We start from the raw sequence: 19,777 nt of genomic DNA on the forward strand, positions 1-19,777 counted from the left end.
CCGTAGCTTGCGCCGACCCGGACGGAGACTCTTTCGTGCGTTCCCTCGTCAAGTGGACTTCGGCTGCTGTGGCATCCCTGGGTGTCGTGACCAGCGCCGCCCACGCCGCCACCATCGTCTATGTTTCGAATGCGGACAGCCGGACCATCTCGGTCCTGAAGCTGAACGAAGAGAGCGGCAAGCTCTCGTCGATCGAGGACGTGCCGGTGACGGGCATGGTGATGCCGCTCACGGTCAGCCCCGACCGCAAATACCTGTTCGCCTCGCTGCGCTCGAAGCCCTACTCGGTCGCGAGCTTCCGCATCGAAGGCGACGGCAGGCTGACGCCGGTCGCCACGTCGCCGCTGCCCGAGAGCATGGCCAACCTGTCGACGGACAAGACCGGGCATTTCCTCTTCGCCGCGTCGTACGGCGGCAATCTGATCAGTGAAAGCCGCATCGGGCCCGACGGCGTGGTGGCGCCGGCCAATCTCGTCATTCCGACCAAGCCGAAGGCGCACGCGATCAAGACCGATCCGTCGAACCGCTGGCTCTTCGCGACCAACCTCGGCGGCGACATCGTCATGCAGTGCCGCTTCGACGCGAAAACCGGCGCGATCACGCCAAACGACCCGCCGACGCTCGACTTCCCCAAGCAGGCCGGGCCGCGGCACTTCGTGTTCCATCCGAACGGGCACGTCGTCTATGTCGTCGATGAACTCGACGGCAAGCTCGAAACGGCATCGTTCGATCCGGAGCGCGGCACGTTGGCGATCCGCCAGACGGTCTCCGCGGTGCCGGCCGGTTTCAGCGGCACGCCCTGGGCCGCCGACGTTCACACCACGCCCGACGGCCGCTTTCTCTACGCTTCCGAGCGTACGTCGAGCACCTTGATCGCCTATCGGATCGACGGGCCGGACGGCCGCTTGAGCCCGCTCGGCGAATACGCGACCGAGAAGCAGCCGCGCGCCTTCGCCGTCGATTCGTCGGGGCGCTACCTGCTGTCGGCGGGGCAATTGTCGAATGCGGTGAGTGTCCATCGCATCGATCCACAGACCGGCCAGCTCACGCGGCTCGGTTCGACCCTCGTCGGAAAGAACCCGTCGTGGGTCGAGATCGTCGACGTCGAATAGTCCAAACCCGTTCGGAAACGCACCATAAAAAACGTAGGCATACGCACGGGGCTGCTCGTCATCCTCGCGGTCTTTGCGGCGATGATCGTCGTCGGCGGCGTGGCGGGCATCGTTTCGCTGCACACCTCGAACCAGTCGACGACGCGCGTCCACGCGATCTCGGCGCAATGCATCCAGCTCAACGACGCGTACAAGGACATGCAGCGCTCGCGCGCCGGCCTCGGGCGTGCCTACAGCTCGGCGCGCGAGCATCCGGGCTCGCCGCCGGACAGCAAGGCACTCGACAGCGCGCAGGGCAAGCTCAAGATCTCGATGGCGGAGTTCCAGGCCTTTACCGAAGCGCCGCGTTTCGAAGGGCGCGATGAAGCCCTGCAGCAGACCATCGTAGAGGCGGCCCGCATGCACATGCAGGTCGTGCAGCACGCCATCGATCTGTTGCGCGCCAACGATACGGCCGGCTACGTGGCGCTCAACGACAAGGACGTGACCGACACCGGCGTCGCCTACTCGAACGCGCTCGAGCGCTTTCAGAAGCAGGCCAATGCTCTGGCCCAGGCCGAAACGGATCTCGGCGACGCGCGCTACGCGCTGATTCTCAAGCTGGTGGTGCTCGGCGTGCTGCTCGCGCTCGCCTTGATCGTGGCGGTGCATTTTGCGCTGCGGCGGCTCGTCTTGACGCCGCTGACCGAGGCGGCGAGCCTCCTCGACCAAGTCGCGGACGGCAATCTGACCATTGCCATCGCGAGCGCGGGCGACAACGAAATAGGCCGGCTGCTGGCTGCGATCGCGCGCATGAAGGAAGGGCTCACGGGCACGATGCGGCGGGTTCTCGACAGCTCCGGTTCGGTGAACATCAGCGCGCACGAAATCGCCGCGGGGAACATGGACCTGTCGTCGCGCACCGAGGAGCAATCGGCGGCCTTGGAGCAGACGTCCGCCAGCATGAAAGAGCTGACCGAGACGGTCACGCTCAATGCCCAGAACGCCCGCCAGGCCAGCTCGCTCGCCGGCGACGCGGCGGAAATCGCGATGAAGAGCGGCGACGTGGTGCGCGGCGTGGTCTCGACGATGAACGACATCAGCAGCAGCTCGGCGCGGATGGCCGACATCATCGGCACGATCGACGGCATCGCGTTCCAGACCAACATCCTCGCGCTGAACGCGGCGGTCGAAGCCGCACGGGCCGGCGAGCAGGGGCGCGGCTTCGCGGTGGTCGCCGGCGAGGTGCGCGCGCTCGCGCAGCGTAGCGCGAGCGCGGCGCGCGAGATCAAGACCTTGATCGACGACTCGATCACCAAGGTCCAGTCGGGCAATTCGCTGGTGGCGCGAGCCGGCGCGTCGATCGACGAAACCGTCGAGGCGGTGCGGCGCGTGGCCGGCATCGTGCAGGAGATCTCGGCGGAGTCGGAGGAGCAGGCGACCGGGATCGTGCAGATCGGCCAGGCTGTCGCGCAGATGGAGCAGGTGACGCAGCAGAACGCGGCGCTCGTCGAGCAGGCCGCGGCGGCGGCCGGATCGCTCGAAGAGCAGGCGCGTCAGTTGGAGGCGGTGGTGGCGTCGTTCAGGTTGGCGAGGGCTTGATTGCCAATCAAGCGACCTTGTCCGCCTTGAGCTTGGCGACTTCCTCCGCCGACATCCCCAGCAACTCACCGAGAACGGCTTCGGTGTGCGAACCGAGTACGGGCGGCGCGGCGCGCACCGGAAGCCGCGCGCCATCGAAGCGATAGGGCGGGGCGAGCACGTCCACGTGTCCAGCGACCGGATGCGCCTGCTTCGTGACGACGCCGCCCGATGTAGCACGCTCGGATGTCAGCGCCTCGTGCAGTCCGAGCACTTCGCCGCACGGAATGCCGGCGTCGCCGATCGCGGCGAGCAGATCCGCGCGACGGCGCCGCGCGAGCTCGCCGCGAATCTCGGGCAGCAGCGCGTCGCGATGGCTCGAGCGTCCGAGATTGGTTTTGAAGCGCTCGTCGCTTGCGAGATCGGGGCGCCCGATCGCTTCGCAAAAGCGCGCGAATTGCGCGTTGTTGCCGACCGTGATGACGATCGGACCGTCGGCCGCGTCGAACACCCCATACGGCACGATCGACGGATGCGCGTTGCCGTAGCGCGGCGGATCATGCTCCATCAAGAGCGCTTCGAGCCCGTAGTAGGCGGTGATCATCAGCCCGCAGTCGAACAGCGCCATTTCGATGCGGCGTCCGCGGCCGGTCGAGGTGCGTTCGTAGAGCGCCGCGAGGATCGCCTGCGCCGAATACATGCCGGTGAAGAGATCCACCGCCGCGACGCCGAATTTGAGCGGCGGCTGATGCGCTTCGCCGTTCATGGCCATCAATCCCGTTTCGCCTTGCACGACAAGATCGTAGCCGGGCCGTCCCGCTTCGGGGCCGGTGCGGTCGTAGCCGGAAATCGCGCAATAGACGAGCTTCGGATTGATCTCGCTGAGCGCCTCGTAGCCGAGGCCGAGCTTTTCCGCGCCGCCGAGCTTGAAGTTGTGAACGACGACGTCGCTTTCCTTCACCAGTTCGCGCGCGATGCGTTGCCCTTCGGCGGTTTGCAAGTCGAGGCAGATCGAGCGCTTGTTGCGGTTCACGCTGTTGAAGTACGTCGTCTCCGTCACGCCCACGCGCAAGCCCCAGTCGCGCGTATCGTCGCCGCGGCCGGGCTGTTCGATCTTGATGACGTCCGCGCCGAAATCGCCGAGCACCATCGCGCACCATGGCCCCGCGAGCACACGCGAGAAGTCGAGCACCCGGATGCCTTGCAGCGGCGATGCGTGAACGTTGTTGTTATCGGTCGCCATCGTTTTGTTCTCCGGGCAAGCGCTCATTGTTTTGAGAGCGCGATATAGCGCGCTAGATGGTGATCCTCGTCGCCGAGCTGGTGATCGATCATCACGAGGCGCTTCGCGTAGTGGGCGAGCGGCAGCTCCCATGTCATGCCGATGCCGCCGTGCAGTTGCACGGCTTCGGTCGCGACGAGCGCGCCGACCCGGCCGATCGTGACCTTCGCCGCCGACAGCGCGCGTTCGCGCACGAGGCGCGGGCCGTCGAGCGCGGCGGCCGCGTTGATCACCGCCGAGCGCGCCTGCTCGATTTCGAGTGCGACGTCGGCCATGCGGTGCTGCAGCGCCTGGAAGCTGCCGATCGGCACGCCGAACTGCTTGCGCGTGCGCAGATACTCGAGCGTGTCGCGCTGCGCGACATCCATTGCGCCGAGCGCTTCCGCGCACAGCGCGAGCACGCCGAAGCCGAGTGCGGATTCTATCGTCGCAAAGGCTTCGCCTTCGGCGCCGAGCAAGGCATCCGCGCCGAGGCGCGTGTCCGTGAACGTGAGCTCGGCGGCGCGCCCGCCGTCGATCAGCGGATAGCCGCGCAAGGAGAGGCCCGGTGCGTTGCGCGGCACGATGAAGAGCGAGATGCCCGCTTCGTCGTCTACGTTACCGCTTGTGCGTGCCGACACGACGAAGAAGTCCGCGTGCTCGCCGTGCGGCACGACGGCCTTGGCGCCCGAGAGTACCCAGCCGTCGCCCGCGCGAGCGGCGCGCGTCACCACGCGCGACGGCTCGTAATGCGTGTCCGGCTCGCCATGTGCGAACGCCGCCACCGCGCTGCCGTCGATCAAGCCCGCGAGCCGCGCCTTCTGGTCATCGGTGCCCGCCGACGAGATCGCACGGCCGGCCATCAGCGCGCCGAGAAACGGCTCGACTACGAGCCCGCGTCCCAGGCTCTCGAAGACCACGGAAATGTCGAACGCGGCGCCGCCGAAGCCGCCGTCGGCTTCGCTAAAAAGCGCGCCGATCGTGCCCAGTTCCGCAAAACGACGCCACATGTCGGGGCTATAGCCAGTATCCGAGTTGGCAACCTTGTCACGCGTCTCGAAGCCGTATTCGCCGGCGATGAAACGCTCGAGCGTATCCGCGAGCATGCGGCGGTCTTCGGTGTGCTGGAAGTTCATGACCGTTGTTCCCTCACAGTCCCAGGATCATCTTGGCGATGATGTTCTTCTGGATTTCGTTCGAGCCGCCGAAGATCGACAGCTTGAGGTTGTTGAAGTAGCTCGCCGCGGCGCTCGCGGCGTCGAGCGGACCGATCGGCTCGCCGGCATAGTCGGCGTCGAGGGCGTCTTCGATGAACGGCTGCGCGTACGGACCCATTGCGCGGCGCGTGAGCGAAGCGATCTCCTGGCGGATCTCGGTGCCGCGAATCTTGAGCATCGAGCTTTGCGCACCCGGTGCGCCGCCGCCCGCCGCCAGCGCGATCGTGCGCAGGTTGGTGGTCTTCATGTTCTCGAGATCGATCTGCACGCGTGCGAGACGCGCGGCGAAGAGCGGATCGTCCGCGAGCGGCTTGCCGTTCTTCGTCTGCGTGGCGGCGATGCGCTGCAGGCGTTCGAGCGCCGCAACCGAAAAGCCCACGCCCGCGATGTTCGTGCGCTCGTACGTGAGCAGATACTTCGCGTAGGTCCAGCCCTTGTTCTCTTCGCCGATCAGGTTTTCCGCGGGCACGCGCACGTCGGTGAAGAACACCTCGTTGACTTCGTGTTCGCCGTCGAGCGTGATGATCGGGCGCACTTCGACGCCCGGCGTGGTCATGTCGATCAGGAGGAAGCTGATGCCTTCCTGTTTGCGCACATCGGTCGCGGTGCGCACGAGGCAGAAGATCATGTTCGCGTAGTGGCCGAGCGTGGTCCATGTCTTCTGACCGTTGACCATGTAGTGCGCGCCTCGATCGTCCATGCCGCGCACGGCCGAGGTTCTGACCGACGCCAGATCCGAGCCCGCGCCCGGCTCCGAGTAGCCCTGGCACCACCAGTCCGAGCCGTCGAGAATGCGCGGCAGCCAATAGCGCTTCTGCGCCTCGCTACCGTATTTGATCAGCACGGGGGCAAGCATGTTGACGCCGAACGGCACGATACGCGGTGCGCCCGCGAGCGCGCATTCGTTGTCGAAGATGAATTTCTGCACCGCGCTCCAGCCCGGGCCGCCGTGCTCGGCTGGCCAGTGGCTCGCGAGCCAGCCGCGCTCGTTGAGGATCGCGTGCCATTGCGCCATGTCTTCGCGCGTCAGGCGCTTGCCGTTCTTGACTTTGCTCGAGATGCGCTCGGGCAGCTTGTCGCGCAGAAAACGCAGCACGTCGGCGCGAAACGCTTCTTCTTCGGGAGTGAAATTCAGATCCATGGGGTGGCCTTTAGGGCTGACTCATTGCCGACTCATTGTTGATTGAGGCTCGCGAAATCCGCGCCGCGCTCGACGAGTTCAACGAGCAGCGGCGACGGCTTCCAGAACAACGCGTCTTCCTTTTCGAACGCGCGCAGGTCGGCGAGGATCGCGGCGAGTCCCACCGTGTCCGCGTATTTCATCGGGCCGCCGCGATAGCGTGGAAAACCGTAGCCGTAGAGCAGCGTCATGTCGACGTCGAGCGGCCTGAGCGCGATCCCCTCGCGCACGATGTTGGCGCCTTCGTTGATGATGATGGCCATCAGGCGGCGCACGATGTCTTCGTCGGTGAAGGTGCGCGGGGTGATGCCGGCGCGCTTGCGTTCGGCATCGATGATCGCTTCGACTTCGGGGTCGGGCGTACCGGTGCGCGCGCCTTCGGGGTACAGATAGAAGCCGCGTTGCGTCTTCTGTCCGAACCAGCCGCGCTCGCAGAGGCGGTCGGCGATCTCGACGTAGCGCGCCTTCGGATTGCGCGTGGGCGCGCGGCGTTTGCGCGCCGCCCAGCCGATGTCGCCGCCCGCGAGGTCGACCACTTGATACGGGCCCATCGGATAGCCGAACTGGCGTATCGCGCTGTCGATCTGATAGGGCGATGCGCCGTCTTCCATGAGGTAGTCGGCCGCCGTGCGGTAGACGGCCAGAATCCGGTTGCCGATGAAGCCGTCGCAGACGCCCGCGCGCACCGGCACCTTGCGCAGCTTCTTCGCGAGTTCGAACGCGGTGGCGACGACGTCCGCGCTGACCTTCGCGGGCACCACGATTTCGAGCAGCTTCATGATGTTGGCCGGCGAGAAAAAGTGCAGGCCGATCACGTCGGAAGCGCGCGAGGTGCTGGCGGCGATCTCGTCGATGTCGAGGTACGAGGTGTTGGTTGCGAGCACGGCGCCGGGCTTGCAGACGCGATCGAGTTCGGCGAATACGGCCTTCTTGACCGCCATGTCTTCGAACACCGCTTCGATCACGAGATCGGCGGAAGCGAGCGCGTCGTACGACGTGCTGCCGTCAAAGCGCGCCAGCACGGCGGCTTTCGCGTCGGCGCTCATGCGGCCCTTGGCGACGAGCCCGTCGTAGACGCGCTCGACATGTGCGCGGCCTCGCGCCAGCGCTTCGTCGTCGCGCTCGATCATCGTGACGGGCAGGCCCGAGTCGAGCACGGCGACCGCGATGCCCGCGCCCATCGTGCCGCCGCCGACCACGCCGACGCGCGCGATTTCGCGCGGCGACGCGCTGCGCGTCTCAGGCGCCTTGGCCACTTCGCGCTCGGCGAAGAACGCATGGATCAAGCCCGCGCGCTGCGGACTGTCGAGGCATTGCAGGAATAGCTTCCGTTCGAGCGCGAGCCCTTGGTCGAACGGCAGGTCGAGCGCCGCTTCGGCGGCTTCGACGATCTTCAGCGGCGAGAAGAGGCCACGCGATTTGCGCTCGGTGTCTTTGCGCGCGGCATCGATGGCGGCCCGGCTCGCATCGCGATCGGCGAGTGCATTGGCCGCGCGGGTGGGGCGCACGCTCGCATGCGACGCGAGCAGTTCCTGCGTGTAGGCGAGCCCTTCGGCGAGGATGTCGTCACTCTGCGCGAGCCGATCGACGAGGCCGAGCTTCGCCGCTTCCGTGCCGCTTGCATGGCGGCCGGAGAGCATCAGATCGAGCGCGGCGGCGGCGCCGATCAGACGCGGCGCGCGCTGCGTGCCGCCCGCGCCGGGCATGAGGCCGAGCTGCACTTCGGGCAGACCGAGCTTGGCGCTCGCGACGGCGAGCCGGTAGTGCGCGGCAAGTGCGATCTCGAGACCGCCGCCGAGCGCCGCGCCGTGGATCGCCGCGACGACCGGCTTCTTGCACGCCTCGATGCGGTTGCAGACATCCGGCAGCGCGGGCGGCAGCGGCGGCTTGCCGAACTCGCGGATGTCGGCGCCCGCGATGAAGTTGCGCCCCGCGCCGACGATCAGCACGGCGGCGACGTTCGCATCGGCATCGGCGGCTTCGATCGCGGCGAGCAGGCCGCGCCGCACCTCGACGCCGAGTGCATTGACGGGCGGGTTGTCGATGCCGACGAGCAGGATCTTGCCGTGCATCGTGCGCGTGACGGCCGGGGCGGAAGTGTCGGGGCTCGAGTCGGGTCTGGCGTGTTTATCAGCCATGGTGTTCGTCTCCGTATGGGGCATTTCGTATTCGGCATTTGGCATACCAAATTCTGCGTTTTGTATGCCGTGATGCCGGGAAGGATGAGGACGATTGTCGAGTGACTAGGCCAGATTGACAATCCTGGTATCGATTGACAGACTGTCAAAATTCTTTTGACACGCATGCTGTGGATGGAATGCAATGGACCTGAACTCACTGTCCTTGCTCGTCGAGATTCTCGAAGCCGGCAATCTCAGCGAGGCCGCGCGCCGCCTGAAGATGACGCGCGCGAACGTCAGCTACCACTTGAATCAATTCGAGCGCTCGCTCGGCTTGCAGCTCGTGCGGCGCACGACGCGGCGCGTGGAGCCGACCGAGGCCGGCCTGCGGCTCTACGAGCACGGGCGCGCGATTCGCAACGAGCTGCTCGCCGCGCAGGAATCGGTCGCCACGCTCGGGTCGACCTTGCAGGGGCGGGTGCGGCTTTCCGTGCCGAGCGGTTACGGACAACTGGTGATGTCGGAGTGGCTCCTCGAGTTCAAGCGGCAGCATCCCGGGATCGTGCTCGACGTGATGTTCGAAAATCGCGTCGAAGACTTGATGCGCGACGAAGTCGATATCGCGGTGCGCGTGATGTCCGAGCCGCCGCAGAATCTGGTCGCGCGGGACATGGGGGCGGTGCGGTACGTGGCGTGTGCATCGCGTGCGTATGCGGACGAGCACGGCATGCCGGTCGAACTCGATGACTTGCGCACGGCGCCGCTGATCACCGCAGCCGTGGTGGGACGGCAGTTGCGAGTGGCCGCTTACCTCGACGACGAGCGGCACGAGGTGCTGCTCGAGCCGACGCTGATCTCGGAGAACTTCCTGTTTCTGCGGCAGGCGGTGCTGGCGGGGATCGGCGTCGGGATCGTGCCGGACTATGTGGTGATGGACGACTTGCGGCGCGGCGAGGTGGTGACCGCCCTCGACGCGTGGCGGCTCAGTATCTACGGCACGCGGATGGTCATGCTCTATATGCCGAACCGGCACCACACGCGGGCCGCCGGCGCGTTTATCGAATTCATCCTGGAGCAGGCGCGGCGGGCGGGGCGGTGAGCGCCCCGTCCGCGCGGGACGTCGTCAAGGCCCGAGCTTGACGACAGCCACGTTGTTGGGAAAGTTGACCGAGGTAAACGGGCTGCCCGCAATCGACGTCAACGCTCCGCTCGAAGGATCGATGCTGTATCCCTGCAGGGCCCCGGCTCCGCCCGAACCGAGTACCGAAACGTAGAGAAATTTTCCGTTCGGATCGACCGTAAGGTTCTCGGGGCTAATCCCCGGCGATACCGCGCTGCCCGCCGTGAGCTGGCCGGTCGTGCTGTTCACGCTATACGCCTGTACCGAATTGCTTCCGGTGTTGGCGACGTACGCGAACCGGCCCGAGGGCGTCAGCGCGATGCCGTTCGGCCCAGACCCTGTCGCCGCCTGCCCAGCCGACGTCAGGGCGCCGGTCGACGCGTCGATCGAAAAGATGGAGACGGTATTGCTGGTCAAGTTCGTCGCGTAGAGAAACTTGCCGGCCGGATCGATGGCGAGGCTGAGCGCCTCACTCGTGGAAAACGGACTGCCTGCGACTGCGGTCAGCGCGCCGGTTGTGGAATCGAGCGCGAACGCCGAAAGATTGTTGGTGGCGGAGCTGCCCGTGTAGACAAAGCTGCCCGTCGGAGAGACCGCTAGAGAAACCGGAGACGCTCCTGTCGACCCGGTGCCTGCCGCGCTCGACGAGAGTCCGCCTGACGCGTTAATGCCGAAGGTCGACAGCGTGCCGTTATTGACCGATACGCTCAACAGAAACTTGCCGAGCGGGTCCATGGCGAGCGCAGGCTGCGACTGGACGGTCGTGAACGGGCTGCCTGCGATGGCCGTCCGCGCGCCGGTCGAGCGATTGATGCTGAAGGCTCGCAACGTGCTGTCGTTGGCGTCGCCGACATAGAGGGTGTTGCCGCTCGGCGAGAAGACCATGCCGCCCAGCGCGATTCCGATGGCGTACGGGCTGCCTGGAACCTGCGTCAGAGCGCCGGTCGCGGGATCGACGCGATACAGGTACAACGCCGCGCTACTGCCCGTGGTGTCGAATGCCACGAATTCAGCCGGTACGCAGCTCACCGCGATGGACGTCACATTCGCCGTGGCGACGCCCGCGCCGTTCGTCACCGTGCAGGTTTCGCCGGCCGGCTGGCTGCCGACGCTGGCCGAATACGAACCGTCGGTCGCGAGCGCCGTCGGGAACGCGAATGCGCCGTTGGCGGAAACCGTCACCGAGTCGCCGCCGTTGTTTTGCAGCGTGACCGATACGCCTGAAGCCATGCTGGACACGGTGCCGCCGACCGCAAATGTCGTGGGCGTAGATGGCGAGGTCGGTGAAGAGGTGGGCGTAGAGGTGGGCGAAGACGTGGACGCAGTCACAGTAGCCACATTGTGTCCACCGCATCCGGAGAGTGCGAGTGCCAATCCCGTTGCCAGACACACGCCCAAGCGATTCGCTTGAGCGCCCCCGTATTGAATGATCCCTCGTGTTGGTCGTCGCATGTGGTTTCTACGTTGTTATGGTTGGTGCGGCAATTTGCGCATTGTGCACAGCGAGGAGAGGCTCAAGGTCTCCCGACGCAACGCCAGCTCTTCGCTACCGGAGGAGAAAAGCGGTTGTCGTATTCGACCGAGCAACGGTCGATGTTCTTTTCCAGCGGCTTGGCGAGGATGACGCTCGTTCCGGAATATTCGCAGCCGACCCAATAGGCGGTTTCCGATTTAGGCAGTATCCAGGTAGCCGTCGTGCTTGCAGCGCGATTGCGTTTCTGCTGCGAGGGCGCCAATTGGGCCTTTTGGTCGGGCGTGCCGGACCAGAAAGAAACGCCCGAAAACGGATATTCGTCTTTGGCATCGTAACGAGTCCAGCCTTCAGGCGCCTGGCCGTCGAGATTTTGCGCGACGGATATTTTGGCGGGGCAAACCGGATTTTCATCCGCCATTGCCGGAAAGCAAATGAATGCCGTTGCCGCCAGCATCGAGGGGAAAATAAATGCGCGCACGGGATTCATGTTTATTTGATGACGGAAAATGCGTCGCCGTTGTTGCTCGGGGTAATGAAATGACCGTTCTTGTCTTTGCCGAGAAAGGGCAGGCGCCGCTTCTTGATCGTGCCGCTCGTCGACCACTGGTCGACGACGATGATTCCGCCCGTGTCCTGGCCGATGTACAAGGCGGCGTGATTGCCGGAGGCGTGGTTCTGGTAGCGGCCGTCGATGAAAGTCGCGATTGCTGTGCCTTTCTTGAGCAGCAGGTTGCCTTTAACGGATTCGCCTTCGTGCCATCACGACGAGGCAGGGGCTCCGGCGAATTCCTTGACGAGCGCGACGCATTGTTTATTGCCGACGGTCGGTAATTTTTCCAGAGATTCGGCATCTCCGTAGACATATGGCATTTACTTCTCCTCGTTTTCCGGTTGATTTGCCGTTTTGATGCCCGGTTTGCGGCGAAGATTCGGATGCCAATTCTAGCCGAATGAATTGAAATTGGATTGGCGGTTTTTTTGTTTTTAGGTATCCGTATTTGGCGGTTGATACCGGCATTCTTCGCCGCATCGCAAATGTTGGGCAAGCAAACAGTGCGTCGCTCGGCGGACGCATTTCGACCCGCTTCTGTCTTTCGATTTTCCCCAAAGCAGCCATTTCCGAACCCGCCACCGTGACCGAACATAGTGCCGGTTGCACTATGTTCGGCGTCGAAACTGTGGAAATAGCCGGCACCCGTGCAATCAGATGTATAAAGGCACGCGCCGGATTTCAACCGCGACAGTTGCAAAACCCGGTCGGACACGTCGGCAAATCTCCCCATCCAGTTGTATCACAACATCTTTCGATTTTCTTTCAGAATTGGCAGGATTTCGCCAAAAAAACATTCAAGATAACTTCGAAACTGCCGTTAAAGAGACTTGAATTGATTTGGCCAGACTCGCATGAAATAAGCGCCCTGAGTTGCTGAATCTATGTGGCGTCAAGCTCTACACGCCATTGAACACAATGAGGGGCCGACGGTCCCGCCTTTCATCGAAGCACCCATCGTCATTAGCCAGGCTCAGTAATGAATCTAAAAAAACTATCGCTATTCTTGTGTTCCGCCGCATTGGCGGGATGCGCGACGACTCCGCCGATCTCTCTGACCACGCAGGAGCAGCACGACCTCGGAAGCGTTACCGGCACGTTGTTTATTCCGCAAAGCAGTTTGCTCATCACCGTTACACCAACCAATGCCGGCGCAACGGGCCTCCTGGGGGCGCTAGTCGCGGCTGGTATCGATGCCGCCCGCCGCTCTTCCGCAGAAAAAGACGCGGCCCCGATCATCGAGCAACTGCGCGATTATGACTTCCGCACAGTCATGAAACAGGCCTCCAATGATGCACTCGGCACAGTCGCGGATATCAGGTTTAGAGCGCCGTTCGACGTAGATACGGTCGCTTCGAGCACGCAGAAAAGAATCATTTATGACAAGTCGTCGGCAAGCGCGATCTTGTTTGTTGATGTTGGCTACCAGATGCAGTCGGGAAATCTCTATATCTCCGCTACCGCGGTGATGTATCCAAAATCCAATGAATTGCTGCAGTTCAGGAAGAAGCCGAACGAGTCTGACCCACTAGACGCTGGCAATGCCATCTATCGAAAAACGTTCTACTTCGGAAAGCAGAATGTTTCGGCGACCGACATCAAAAGTGATCTGACCGAAGGTGCGAACAGTATCGCGACGCAACTGGCAGCCGACCTGAATCATCCGCTTTGATGCACCGGTTCAAACGGGCCTGCCACACGCGCTCTTCACCCAGGTGCGTGCTCGTAGCAGACAGTCACGAGCTGTCTCCGTAACCGTCCGGCTGTAACCGAAGTCAACGATTTTGGTCATGCTGTCGAACGGCTGAAAGTGGCCGAACCCGGAAGTTCGTCGTCAGTCAGTCGTCGATCGCTCCCGCACAGTCCCGAACTTCCGCAACCCGTTTCGGCCACACGGCATCACCATGCCAGCGTCCGCTGTAAAAGTCACGGCGGACGTTTACCGTCGCCACCGCAAGATGCCGGCAGTTCTCAGCACAGACTTGGAGCGCTCCAACCGGCATCCCTATGTCGTCCTGCCGGTGACGACGCGGAGACGCTTAACCTCTTCCTCAAGTTCAGCGATACGCCGATCACGCTGTTCAATCGCAGCAGTAACATCTGCAACGTCGAAGCGATTCGGGATGTGCTGTGGGCAGTTGGCGTCCCAAGCCCTTACTTTGAATAGAATTGCCCGCTCTGCACGGGCCTTGTATTGCTGGGGCATCAACTCTGCAATCAGAGCGTCGTCGCCTTCGACAGCGCGAGCCTCGCCCCAAATCTTGATTCTTTGGCGTTGCGCATAATCGATGAGAAACAGATGTGCCTTTGGATTGTCGGCCAGGTTTCCTATCGTTATGTATTGTTTGTTGCCCGAGAAATCGGCAAACGCGATCGTTGTATCGTCAAGCACACGCAGAAACCCTGCAGGTCCGCCACGATGCTGGATATACGGTTGTCCATCGAGGTTTGCGGTAGCGAGAAATGCGCTCGTTTGTCTCTCAATGAAAGCCGCGCACTCAGGGGTGATGCGCGTCTCCCAGCCGCTCGACTGCTCGAGTCGAGCGTAGGCTGCGCGCGAACGGTGGCGTACCTGCATCGACTTGACGGTCGGCGTGAAAGCCACATCGCTAGCGAAAACGTGGGATCCGGCCATGACTGCCTCCTACTTGCGCTCCGACAGCGCCGCCATAACGAGAAGACCGCCGACGCTTTTGCGCGCCAGCGGTCCGTGTTTTCCAGGGTCGCCGTTTATCCGGCCTCGTGCGCCCGTACGACAGGAAAGTCGATGTCCGTATCCACGGCAACGTTGAGGTAGTTCGTCCATACGTTCAACGCAACGTGCTGAATGATCTCGATGATCTGTGCACTGTCGTAACCGGCAGACTTGACCGCCTGCAAGTCGGTCTCGGACACGCGGCCGCGCATGTCGACCAGCCTTTTTGCAAATTTCACTGCAGCATCGGCTTTCGGATCGTTCGAACTGCCGTTGCGATTCGCAGCAATTTCGTCATCGCCGAGCTTCGCAAAGTTCTTCGCGAGATACGTGTGAGCGGACAGGCAGTAGTCACAGCCATTAGCTTCGGCGACGGCAAGGGCGATGCGCTCACGCGTCGGAGGGGCAAGCGTACCTTTGGCGAGCGCGCCGGAAAGGTTCAGGTAGCCTTCGAGCGCCGCCGGGCTGTTGGCGACGAGCCGGAACAGGTTCGGCACCACGCCCAACTGCCTGTTAACGGCGTCCAACATCGGTTGGGAGGCAGTAGGCGCTTCGGCGATCGTAGCGGGTGTTGGGAGACGGGACATGGCAATTTCCTTTGAAAGAAGGACGTCGGTAACGACAGATACAACGTTACGCACTTCCAATTTCAAAGAGAATCCAGCAAGATCGGGAATCTTCCTCCCATCAGACGAGAGAATCCGATGGACCGGCTCGAATCGATGTCTATCCTTATCGCCGTTGTCGAAACCGGTAGTCTCTCGTCTGCCTCGCGCCGGCTCGGCATGCCGCTGGCGACGGTCAGCCGCAAGGTGGCGGACCTCGAGTCGCACCTTAAAACACGCCTGCTTAAGCGCACGACGCGACAGCTTTCGCTCACCGAAACGGGACAGTCATACGTGGCCGCATGCCGGCGCATTCTCGAGGAAATTGCCGAGGCCGAACGGGCGGCGACGGGTGAGTACACCGCGCCCAAAGGCGATCTCACCATCACGGCGCCAGTGGTATTCGGGCGTCTGCATGTCGTGCCGGTCGTTGCCGAATTTCTCGCGCAGTATCCGGAGATCGACATTCGCCTCATGCTCGTGGATCGCATCGTGCATTTGCTGGAGGAACATGTCGACGTCGCGGTCCGGATTGGCCATTTGCCGGATAGCGCACTGGTTGCAACCGGCGTGGGAGCAATCCGACGCGTGGTCTGCGCAAGTCCGGCATACCTGAATATCCACGGCGAGCCGGCGAAGCCGTTTGACCTCGCCGACAAGCAGTGCATCACGTTCGAGGGGCTGGAATCCGCTCACGCGTGGAGCTTCGGGTCAGGTAAAACAAGGCAGGTCGTGCCTATTCATTCGCGACTTGTCACCAACACGGCCGAAGCGGCGATTGCAGCTGCAATTCATGGTGTTGGACTGACACGGGTTCTGTCCTACCAAGTCGCGGACCTTGTGCGCAATAACGCACTTCGCGTAGTACTCGACAGGTTCGAACCGACACCGGTGCCAGTTAGCTTGGTACATGCTGGACAGGTTCCACTACCCCTGAAGTTGCGTGCTTTTCTTGACTTTGTGACGCCGGGCCTCCGCACGCGGATAGCGCGCGAACCCGGGAACGTCTCCGCGTCGTAACGCCCAATGGACAGCACTTACGGTGCGGATTCAACCGGTGGATGCAATAGTTTGCTGAAATCGTTCGGCTGGCGTTTCGTAGTCCAAGGTCTTCCTCGGACGCTCATTCAGTCATGCACCGATCTCGCCGGGTGCTCAAGGAGACATGGCCATGGCAAAGCTCGTCGCACTTTACAAGACGCCGTCAAACCCGGACGCATTCGACGCGCACTACTTCTCGAATCATGTGCCTCTTGCCAAGACGATATCCGGGCTTCAGCGCTATGAAGTTAGTGCTGGGCCGGTAGCGACCCCGCAAGGCGACTCCCCGTATTACCTCGCAGCGATCCTGAGCTTTGCTTCGATGGATTCCCTGCAACAGGCACTCAATTCACCTGAAGGTCGAGCGACAGCAAGCGATCTAGCCAATTTCGCACAGGCCGGTGTCGAGCTTCTCGTATTCGACACCAAAGACGTTTGAACACTGGCCAGTGTCTCGGTTGCATACGTCAACGTCAGCCAATGCGTTTAGCACCGAATAGCTAGTCGCTATTCGGCTGGGCTCCTGCCATGCATTGCGGCGGCCGAATCCGCCTTGCCGTCGCTGACGCCGAACAAGAACCAGCCGGGAGATACCACCGACGACGCGGCAACGACCCGCTGTCGACTGGCACCAGGCGACCCACTTCGGCCCTTCAGCCCAGCCGATCTCAACGGCGGCGTCCAAAGGTGGAACGGTCGTTAGTTGATCCGAATGACCAGGTGCGGCAGAGCCCGCTAATGTGACAGCGCCATAAAAATGTAAAGGCGCGCTATCGCACACTTCTGCTCGGTTTCGTCTTCGGGTTTCGCGCCCAGAGCACTATTTTTCAGAAGCACGTCAATCGACTGAAAAAACCGGCGCGGAACGCGCCGGCCTGTACGCGACCGGCCGATTTCATTTGCGCCAGACCGCATCCCTTCGCTTGCCAGCCGCCTCAGTAAAAAAGCCATCCGGTCTCCTGATCGCGGCCGTTGCACGTGTTGCAAATTGGGGTAAGTCATGAAACGAATCCTTGCCGCATTTCTTGCGGCAGTGCTGAGCGGTACGATTGCGCCAGAATGTCAGGGGCAGTACACGACTGATTGGATAGCGAATACGTTTGGGACTAACGCAACTCACGTGGGCAATGCTGCCCGGTCCATGTGGGTTGCGCCTGAAGGGGTCATCTATACCTCGTCCCTGTGGGATGAAAACGAAGGTGGAGTTGCGATATACCAGAATGGGCAGAGCATCGGTTCGATCGGCGCTCATGACGAATTTCAGGGTAGTGCGATCACAGGCAATTCTATTGATCTTTTCGTTGCGCTTCAGTTCGATAAAACCTTCGGCAGTGGCGCGGTCGGACGATACAATCGAACGAGTAAGGCTCGCGATCTGCTGATCAACGTCAGCGCGGATACGACTGAACGACATGCGGACGTGGTGACCGGACTTGCAACGTGGGGTCAGTTTTTCTACGTGAGTGACTTTCCCGGAAACCGTGTGCGCGTCTACAAAACCAATGGAACCTGGGTGCGAGATATCACGGTCTCAGGCCCTGGTGCGCTCGCTATAGACCGCTTCGGCAAAATCTGGGTTGCGCAGAAGAGCGCAGGAACAGTCCTCGGATTCAGCCCGACCGGCACCCTCCTGTCCACTATCGGCCTAGCCCCTACCTCCCGGCCTTCGTCGCTGTATTTCGACCCAACTACCAGTAACCTCATGATCGGTGACTCAGGTCCCGACATGAACATCAAGATCTACAATGTCTCACACACCCCCTCGTTAGTCGGCACGTTTGGTATTCAGGGCGGCTATCTCGACACTACGACCGGTATCAAAGGTGAGATAGGCGTCAAGCGTTTCACCCGCGTCGCTGGCATTGGCAAAGACTCCCTTGGCAATCTGTACGTGCTCAATAACCCGTGGGGCGGAACATGGGATCTTGGTCGCGCTGCCGGCACGGACATTCACTCCTACAGTGCTTCAGGTACGTTGCAATGGACGCTTCAGTCCCTCAACTTCGAGGGGATCGCCGCTCCGGATCCGGGTACAGACGGCGCCTTTTTCTATGGAGGCACCAACATCTACACTGGCACCGCTGGAGGAACGTTCGTCGCGAACACCGTCGATCCAATAGCCTATCCATCCGATCCACGAATCAACATCAACGACCGGGGACGCGGTGAGCACTTCGGTCAACTCGCCACCGTCGGCGCAAACCGGATTCTCGTGGCGGCCGGCCAGAATCCCGACATCTTCTACTTCTTCCACTTCAACGCTGCGAATGGCTACATCGCGATACCGGACGCGACGATTCCGGGTACAGCGTTCAATACGACCGCAAGAATCAGGAATGGCTTCTGCCTCGACAGCAAGGGGGATGTCTGGGCCGGTTTGGACAGGACGGGCGCCATCTGGCACTACCCGCTGACCGGCTTTGCTGCCGACGGCACGCCGACATGGGGAGCAGGAATTTCAACTCCCATTCCGGGCACCATCACGCCATTGACGCGGATCATCTACCTACCCGAAAGCGACACGATGATCCTGGCACAAGGCATTGTCGGGAGCATAGACTGGACGTCGATCGGAACGAGGGTCGAGGTGTATCACGGCTGGCTGGCGGGCAACACCACCGCGCCTAATCCAGTGATCAACATCACCAGTGCCAATCCCAAGTCGATCACGGCGGCCGGCAACTATCTCTTCGTCGGATATGTACACACCGTGCCCAACATCGACGCCTTCAATCTCACCACAGGCAGCCTGGACACCACGTTAATCAATAGCAGACCCGATACCGTGTACGTCGGCAACGACGTGGATTCGATGTACGGTCTTAGATCGTACCTTCGAACGACCGGGGAGTACGTGGTCACGAAGGACAACTACAACGGCTCCAGCATCGTTGTTTATCGTTGGACTCCCTGATCACCTGTGCCGGTCTCGCTTACTCCCCCGGCCTCAGATTAGCAATCTGGCAAACCCCAGCGCGCAGACAGCGGTGCGCTGCCAATGGCTCGTTGACCGATGAACGGTGAAACTCGCGGTGGAATCGCGTCCGTCACATGTCGGGTTGCAAGCGGACCGTCGCGACATTTGTTCGAACGGCAGAAACTGGCCGGCTACCGCCTGCCACGCGTTGGCGCCGCGCCTCAGTTCGCAAATAGTCCGCAGACGGGGGGCTGTGGACTGCGGCGCGATGATCGCGATGTAGCCGCCGGCAGGAGACGAAACAGGGCGCGCAAGGGCAAACGGGCGCCGTTTGCGGAAAACCGCGTGCTTAGCGCCCGAGCGGCTGTCTTCGCTGACCCATACGACGCCTGTTCGTCACGATTGGTCATTTTTGTGTATTCCGCAGATTTGCATGCACCGCCCGCGAGCGATATCCCAAGCTGATAAAGGACGAGCGTCGGGTCATCATCGTCAGGAACGATCCACCGATCCGGTCCGAGCTCCCTGTATTGCCACAACAGCTCGCTCGCCGTCATGCCTGGTTCATGCACTTCGGCTAGGAAGTCATCGACGATCCGCTGCGCTTCTGACAGCGCAGCGTCACGAGTTTCGAATGCTCGAGGGCCCGAGCGGTACTCCTCGTCTCGGACGTGCCCGTTGTCGTCTACGAACATCGCAACCGGCATCCGACCTCCCATATCAAGCACTGCTCACGGTACCCATACTACTCGCGTTCGGTCGGTCACGTCAGGTAAGCAGAGACGCGACCACTAATACAACCGTTGTGAGCCGTCGCCGAGCTCGCGCATGTCACGGCATCACCCACAAGCCAGCATGCCCGCCACGGCCCGGATCTCAATTCAGGCCGACCGTTCGCACAGCCGCGCCGCCGCCCACCTGCACA

At 62.2% G+C, this 19,777-nt stretch carries 18 protein-coding genes; 8 read left to right on the top strand and 10 right to left on the bottom strand.

Annotated elements, in window-relative coordinates:
- Positions 1-35 precede the first annotated feature (35 nt).
- Together FAZ95_RS06845 and FAZ95_RS06850 are read left to right on the top strand one after the other, a co-directional pair.
- Positions 36-1,112, top strand: coding sequence for a lactonase family protein (locus FAZ95_RS06845; RefSeq protein ID WP_137331755.1), 1,077 nt, complete (start codon positions 36-38; stop codon positions 1,110-1,112).
- Positions 1,113-1,193: 81 nt separating this feature from the next.
- Positions 1,194-2,693, top strand: coding sequence for a methyl-accepting chemotaxis protein (locus FAZ95_RS06850; RefSeq protein WP_254699827.1), 1,500 nt, complete (start codon positions 1,194-1,196; stop codon positions 2,691-2,693).
- Positions 2,694-2,700: 7 nt separating this feature from the next.
- Here FAZ95_RS06850 and FAZ95_RS06855 read toward each other — a convergent pair whose 3' ends face one another.
- From FAZ95_RS06855 to FAZ95_RS06870, 4 genes are read right to left on the bottom strand one after another with little or no spacing between them, the layout of a single operon-like run.
- A complete protein-coding gene (locus tag FAZ95_RS06855; protein ID WP_137331757.1) occupies positions 2,701-3,915 on the bottom strand; it encodes a CaiB/BaiF CoA transferase family protein in 1,215 nt (404 codons plus the stop codon).
- Between the two features lie 23 nt (positions 3,916-3,938).
- Positions 3,939-5,069 carry an acyl-CoA dehydrogenase family protein gene (locus tag FAZ95_RS06860; protein WP_137331758.1) on the bottom strand — a complete coding sequence of 377 codons (1,131 nt, stop codon included), beginning with the start codon at positions 5,067-5,069 and terminating at the stop codon, positions 3,939-3,941.
- A 13-nt stretch (positions 5,070-5,082) separates the two neighbouring features.
- Positions 5,083-6,291, bottom strand: coding sequence for an acyl-CoA dehydrogenase family protein (locus FAZ95_RS06865; RefSeq protein WP_137331759.1), 1,209 nt, complete (start codon positions 6,289-6,291; stop codon positions 5,083-5,085).
- Positions 6,292-6,323: 32 nt separating this feature from the next.
- Complete coding sequence (locus FAZ95_RS06870) at positions 6,324-8,468, bottom strand: 3-hydroxyacyl-CoA dehydrogenase NAD-binding domain-containing protein (protein WP_137331760.1); 2,145 nt, start codon at positions 8,466-8,468, stop codon at positions 6,324-6,326.
- A 184-nt stretch (positions 8,469-8,652) separates the two neighbouring features.
- On the opposite strand from FAZ95_RS06870, the gene FAZ95_RS06875 reads away from it, so the two are divergent.
- Positions 8,653-9,549, top strand: coding sequence for a LysR family transcriptional regulator (locus FAZ95_RS06875; RefSeq protein WP_137331761.1), 897 nt, complete (start codon positions 8,653-8,655; stop codon positions 9,547-9,549).
- A gap of 24 nt (positions 9,550-9,573) precedes the next feature.
- On the opposite strand, the gene FAZ95_RS06880 is transcribed toward FAZ95_RS06875, so the two are convergent.
- The 3 genes from FAZ95_RS06880 to FAZ95_RS39950 all read right to left on the bottom strand — a co-directional run bounded on the left by FAZ95_RS06880 (position 9,574) and on the right by FAZ95_RS39950 (position 11,773).
- Entirely contained in the window at positions 9,574-10,800 is a 1,227-nt protein-coding gene (locus FAZ95_RS06880; protein ID WP_175425531.1) for a lactonase family protein, read from the bottom strand.
- 284 nt (positions 10,801-11,084) lie between these two features.
- On the bottom strand, positions 11,085-11,531 hold the full coding sequence (locus FAZ95_RS06885; protein ID WP_137331763.1) for an STY0301 family protein: 447 nt from the start codon (positions 11,529-11,531) through the stop codon (positions 11,085-11,087).
- Positions 11,532-11,533: 2 nt separating this feature from the next.
- Positions 11,534-11,773, bottom strand: coding sequence for a BPSL0067 family protein (locus tag FAZ95_RS39950; protein ID WP_367872612.1), 240 nt, complete (start codon positions 11,771-11,773; stop codon positions 11,534-11,536).
- Between the two features lie 269 nt (positions 11,774-12,042).
- On the opposite strand from FAZ95_RS39950, the gene FAZ95_RS06895 reads away from it, so the two are divergent.
- Positions 12,043-12,474 (top strand): hypothetical protein, encoded by a 432-nt coding sequence (locus tag FAZ95_RS06895; protein ID WP_137331764.1) that lies wholly within the window; start codon positions 12,043-12,045, stop codon positions 12,472-12,474.
- Positions 12,475-12,573: 99 nt separating this feature from the next.
- Positions 12,574-13,266: a hypothetical protein gene (locus FAZ95_RS06900; RefSeq protein ID WP_137331765.1), complete on the top strand. Its 693-nt coding sequence runs from the start codon at positions 12,574-12,576 to the stop codon at positions 13,264-13,266.
- Between the two features lie 333 nt (positions 13,267-13,599).
- Here the strand turns inward: FAZ95_RS06900 and FAZ95_RS06905 are convergent, their stop codons facing one another.
- Positions 13,600-14,229, bottom strand: coding sequence for a pyridoxamine 5'-phosphate oxidase family protein (locus FAZ95_RS06905; protein WP_137331766.1), 630 nt, complete (start codon positions 14,227-14,229; stop codon positions 13,600-13,602).
- Between the two features lie 95 nt (positions 14,230-14,324).
- Positions 14,325-14,942, bottom strand: coding sequence for a carboxymuconolactone decarboxylase family protein (locus FAZ95_RS06910; protein ID WP_254699828.1), 618 nt, complete (start codon positions 14,940-14,942; stop codon positions 14,325-14,327).
- Between the two features lie 51 nt (positions 14,943-14,993).
- Here FAZ95_RS06910 and FAZ95_RS06915 point away from each other — a divergent pair, with 51 nt between their 5' ends.
- Both FAZ95_RS06915 and FAZ95_RS06920 read left to right on the top strand, forming a co-directional pair.
- Positions 14,994-15,914, top strand: coding sequence for a LysR family transcriptional regulator (locus FAZ95_RS06915; RefSeq protein WP_137331767.1), 921 nt, complete (start codon positions 14,994-14,996; stop codon positions 15,912-15,914).
- A 151-nt stretch (positions 15,915-16,065) separates the two neighbouring features.
- Complete coding sequence (locus FAZ95_RS06920; protein ID WP_137331768.1) at positions 16,066-16,374, top strand: EthD family reductase; 309 nt, start codon at positions 16,066-16,068, stop codon at positions 16,372-16,374.
- 296 nt (positions 16,375-16,670) lie between these two features.
- Here FAZ95_RS06920 and FAZ95_RS06925 read toward each other — a convergent pair whose 3' ends face one another.
- Positions 16,671-16,937, bottom strand: a complete 267-nt coding sequence (locus tag FAZ95_RS06925; RefSeq protein WP_137331769.1) for a hypothetical protein — start codon at positions 16,935-16,937, stop codon at positions 16,671-16,673.
- On the opposite strand from FAZ95_RS06925, the gene FAZ95_RS06930 reads away from it, so the two are divergent.
- Positions 16,936-18,849, top strand: a complete 1,914-nt coding sequence (locus FAZ95_RS06930) for an NHL repeat-containing protein (RefSeq protein ID WP_137331770.1) — start codon at positions 16,936-16,938, stop codon at positions 18,847-18,849. The two genes, FAZ95_RS06925 and FAZ95_RS06930, sit on opposite strands and share 2 nt — an antisense overlap.
- Positions 18,850-19,777 lie beyond the last annotated feature (928 nt).

It is taken from the genome of Trinickia violacea (assembly GCF_005280735.1).
Classification (GTDB): Bacteria; Pseudomonadota; Gammaproteobacteria; order Burkholderiales; family Burkholderiaceae; genus Trinickia_A; species Trinickia_A violacea.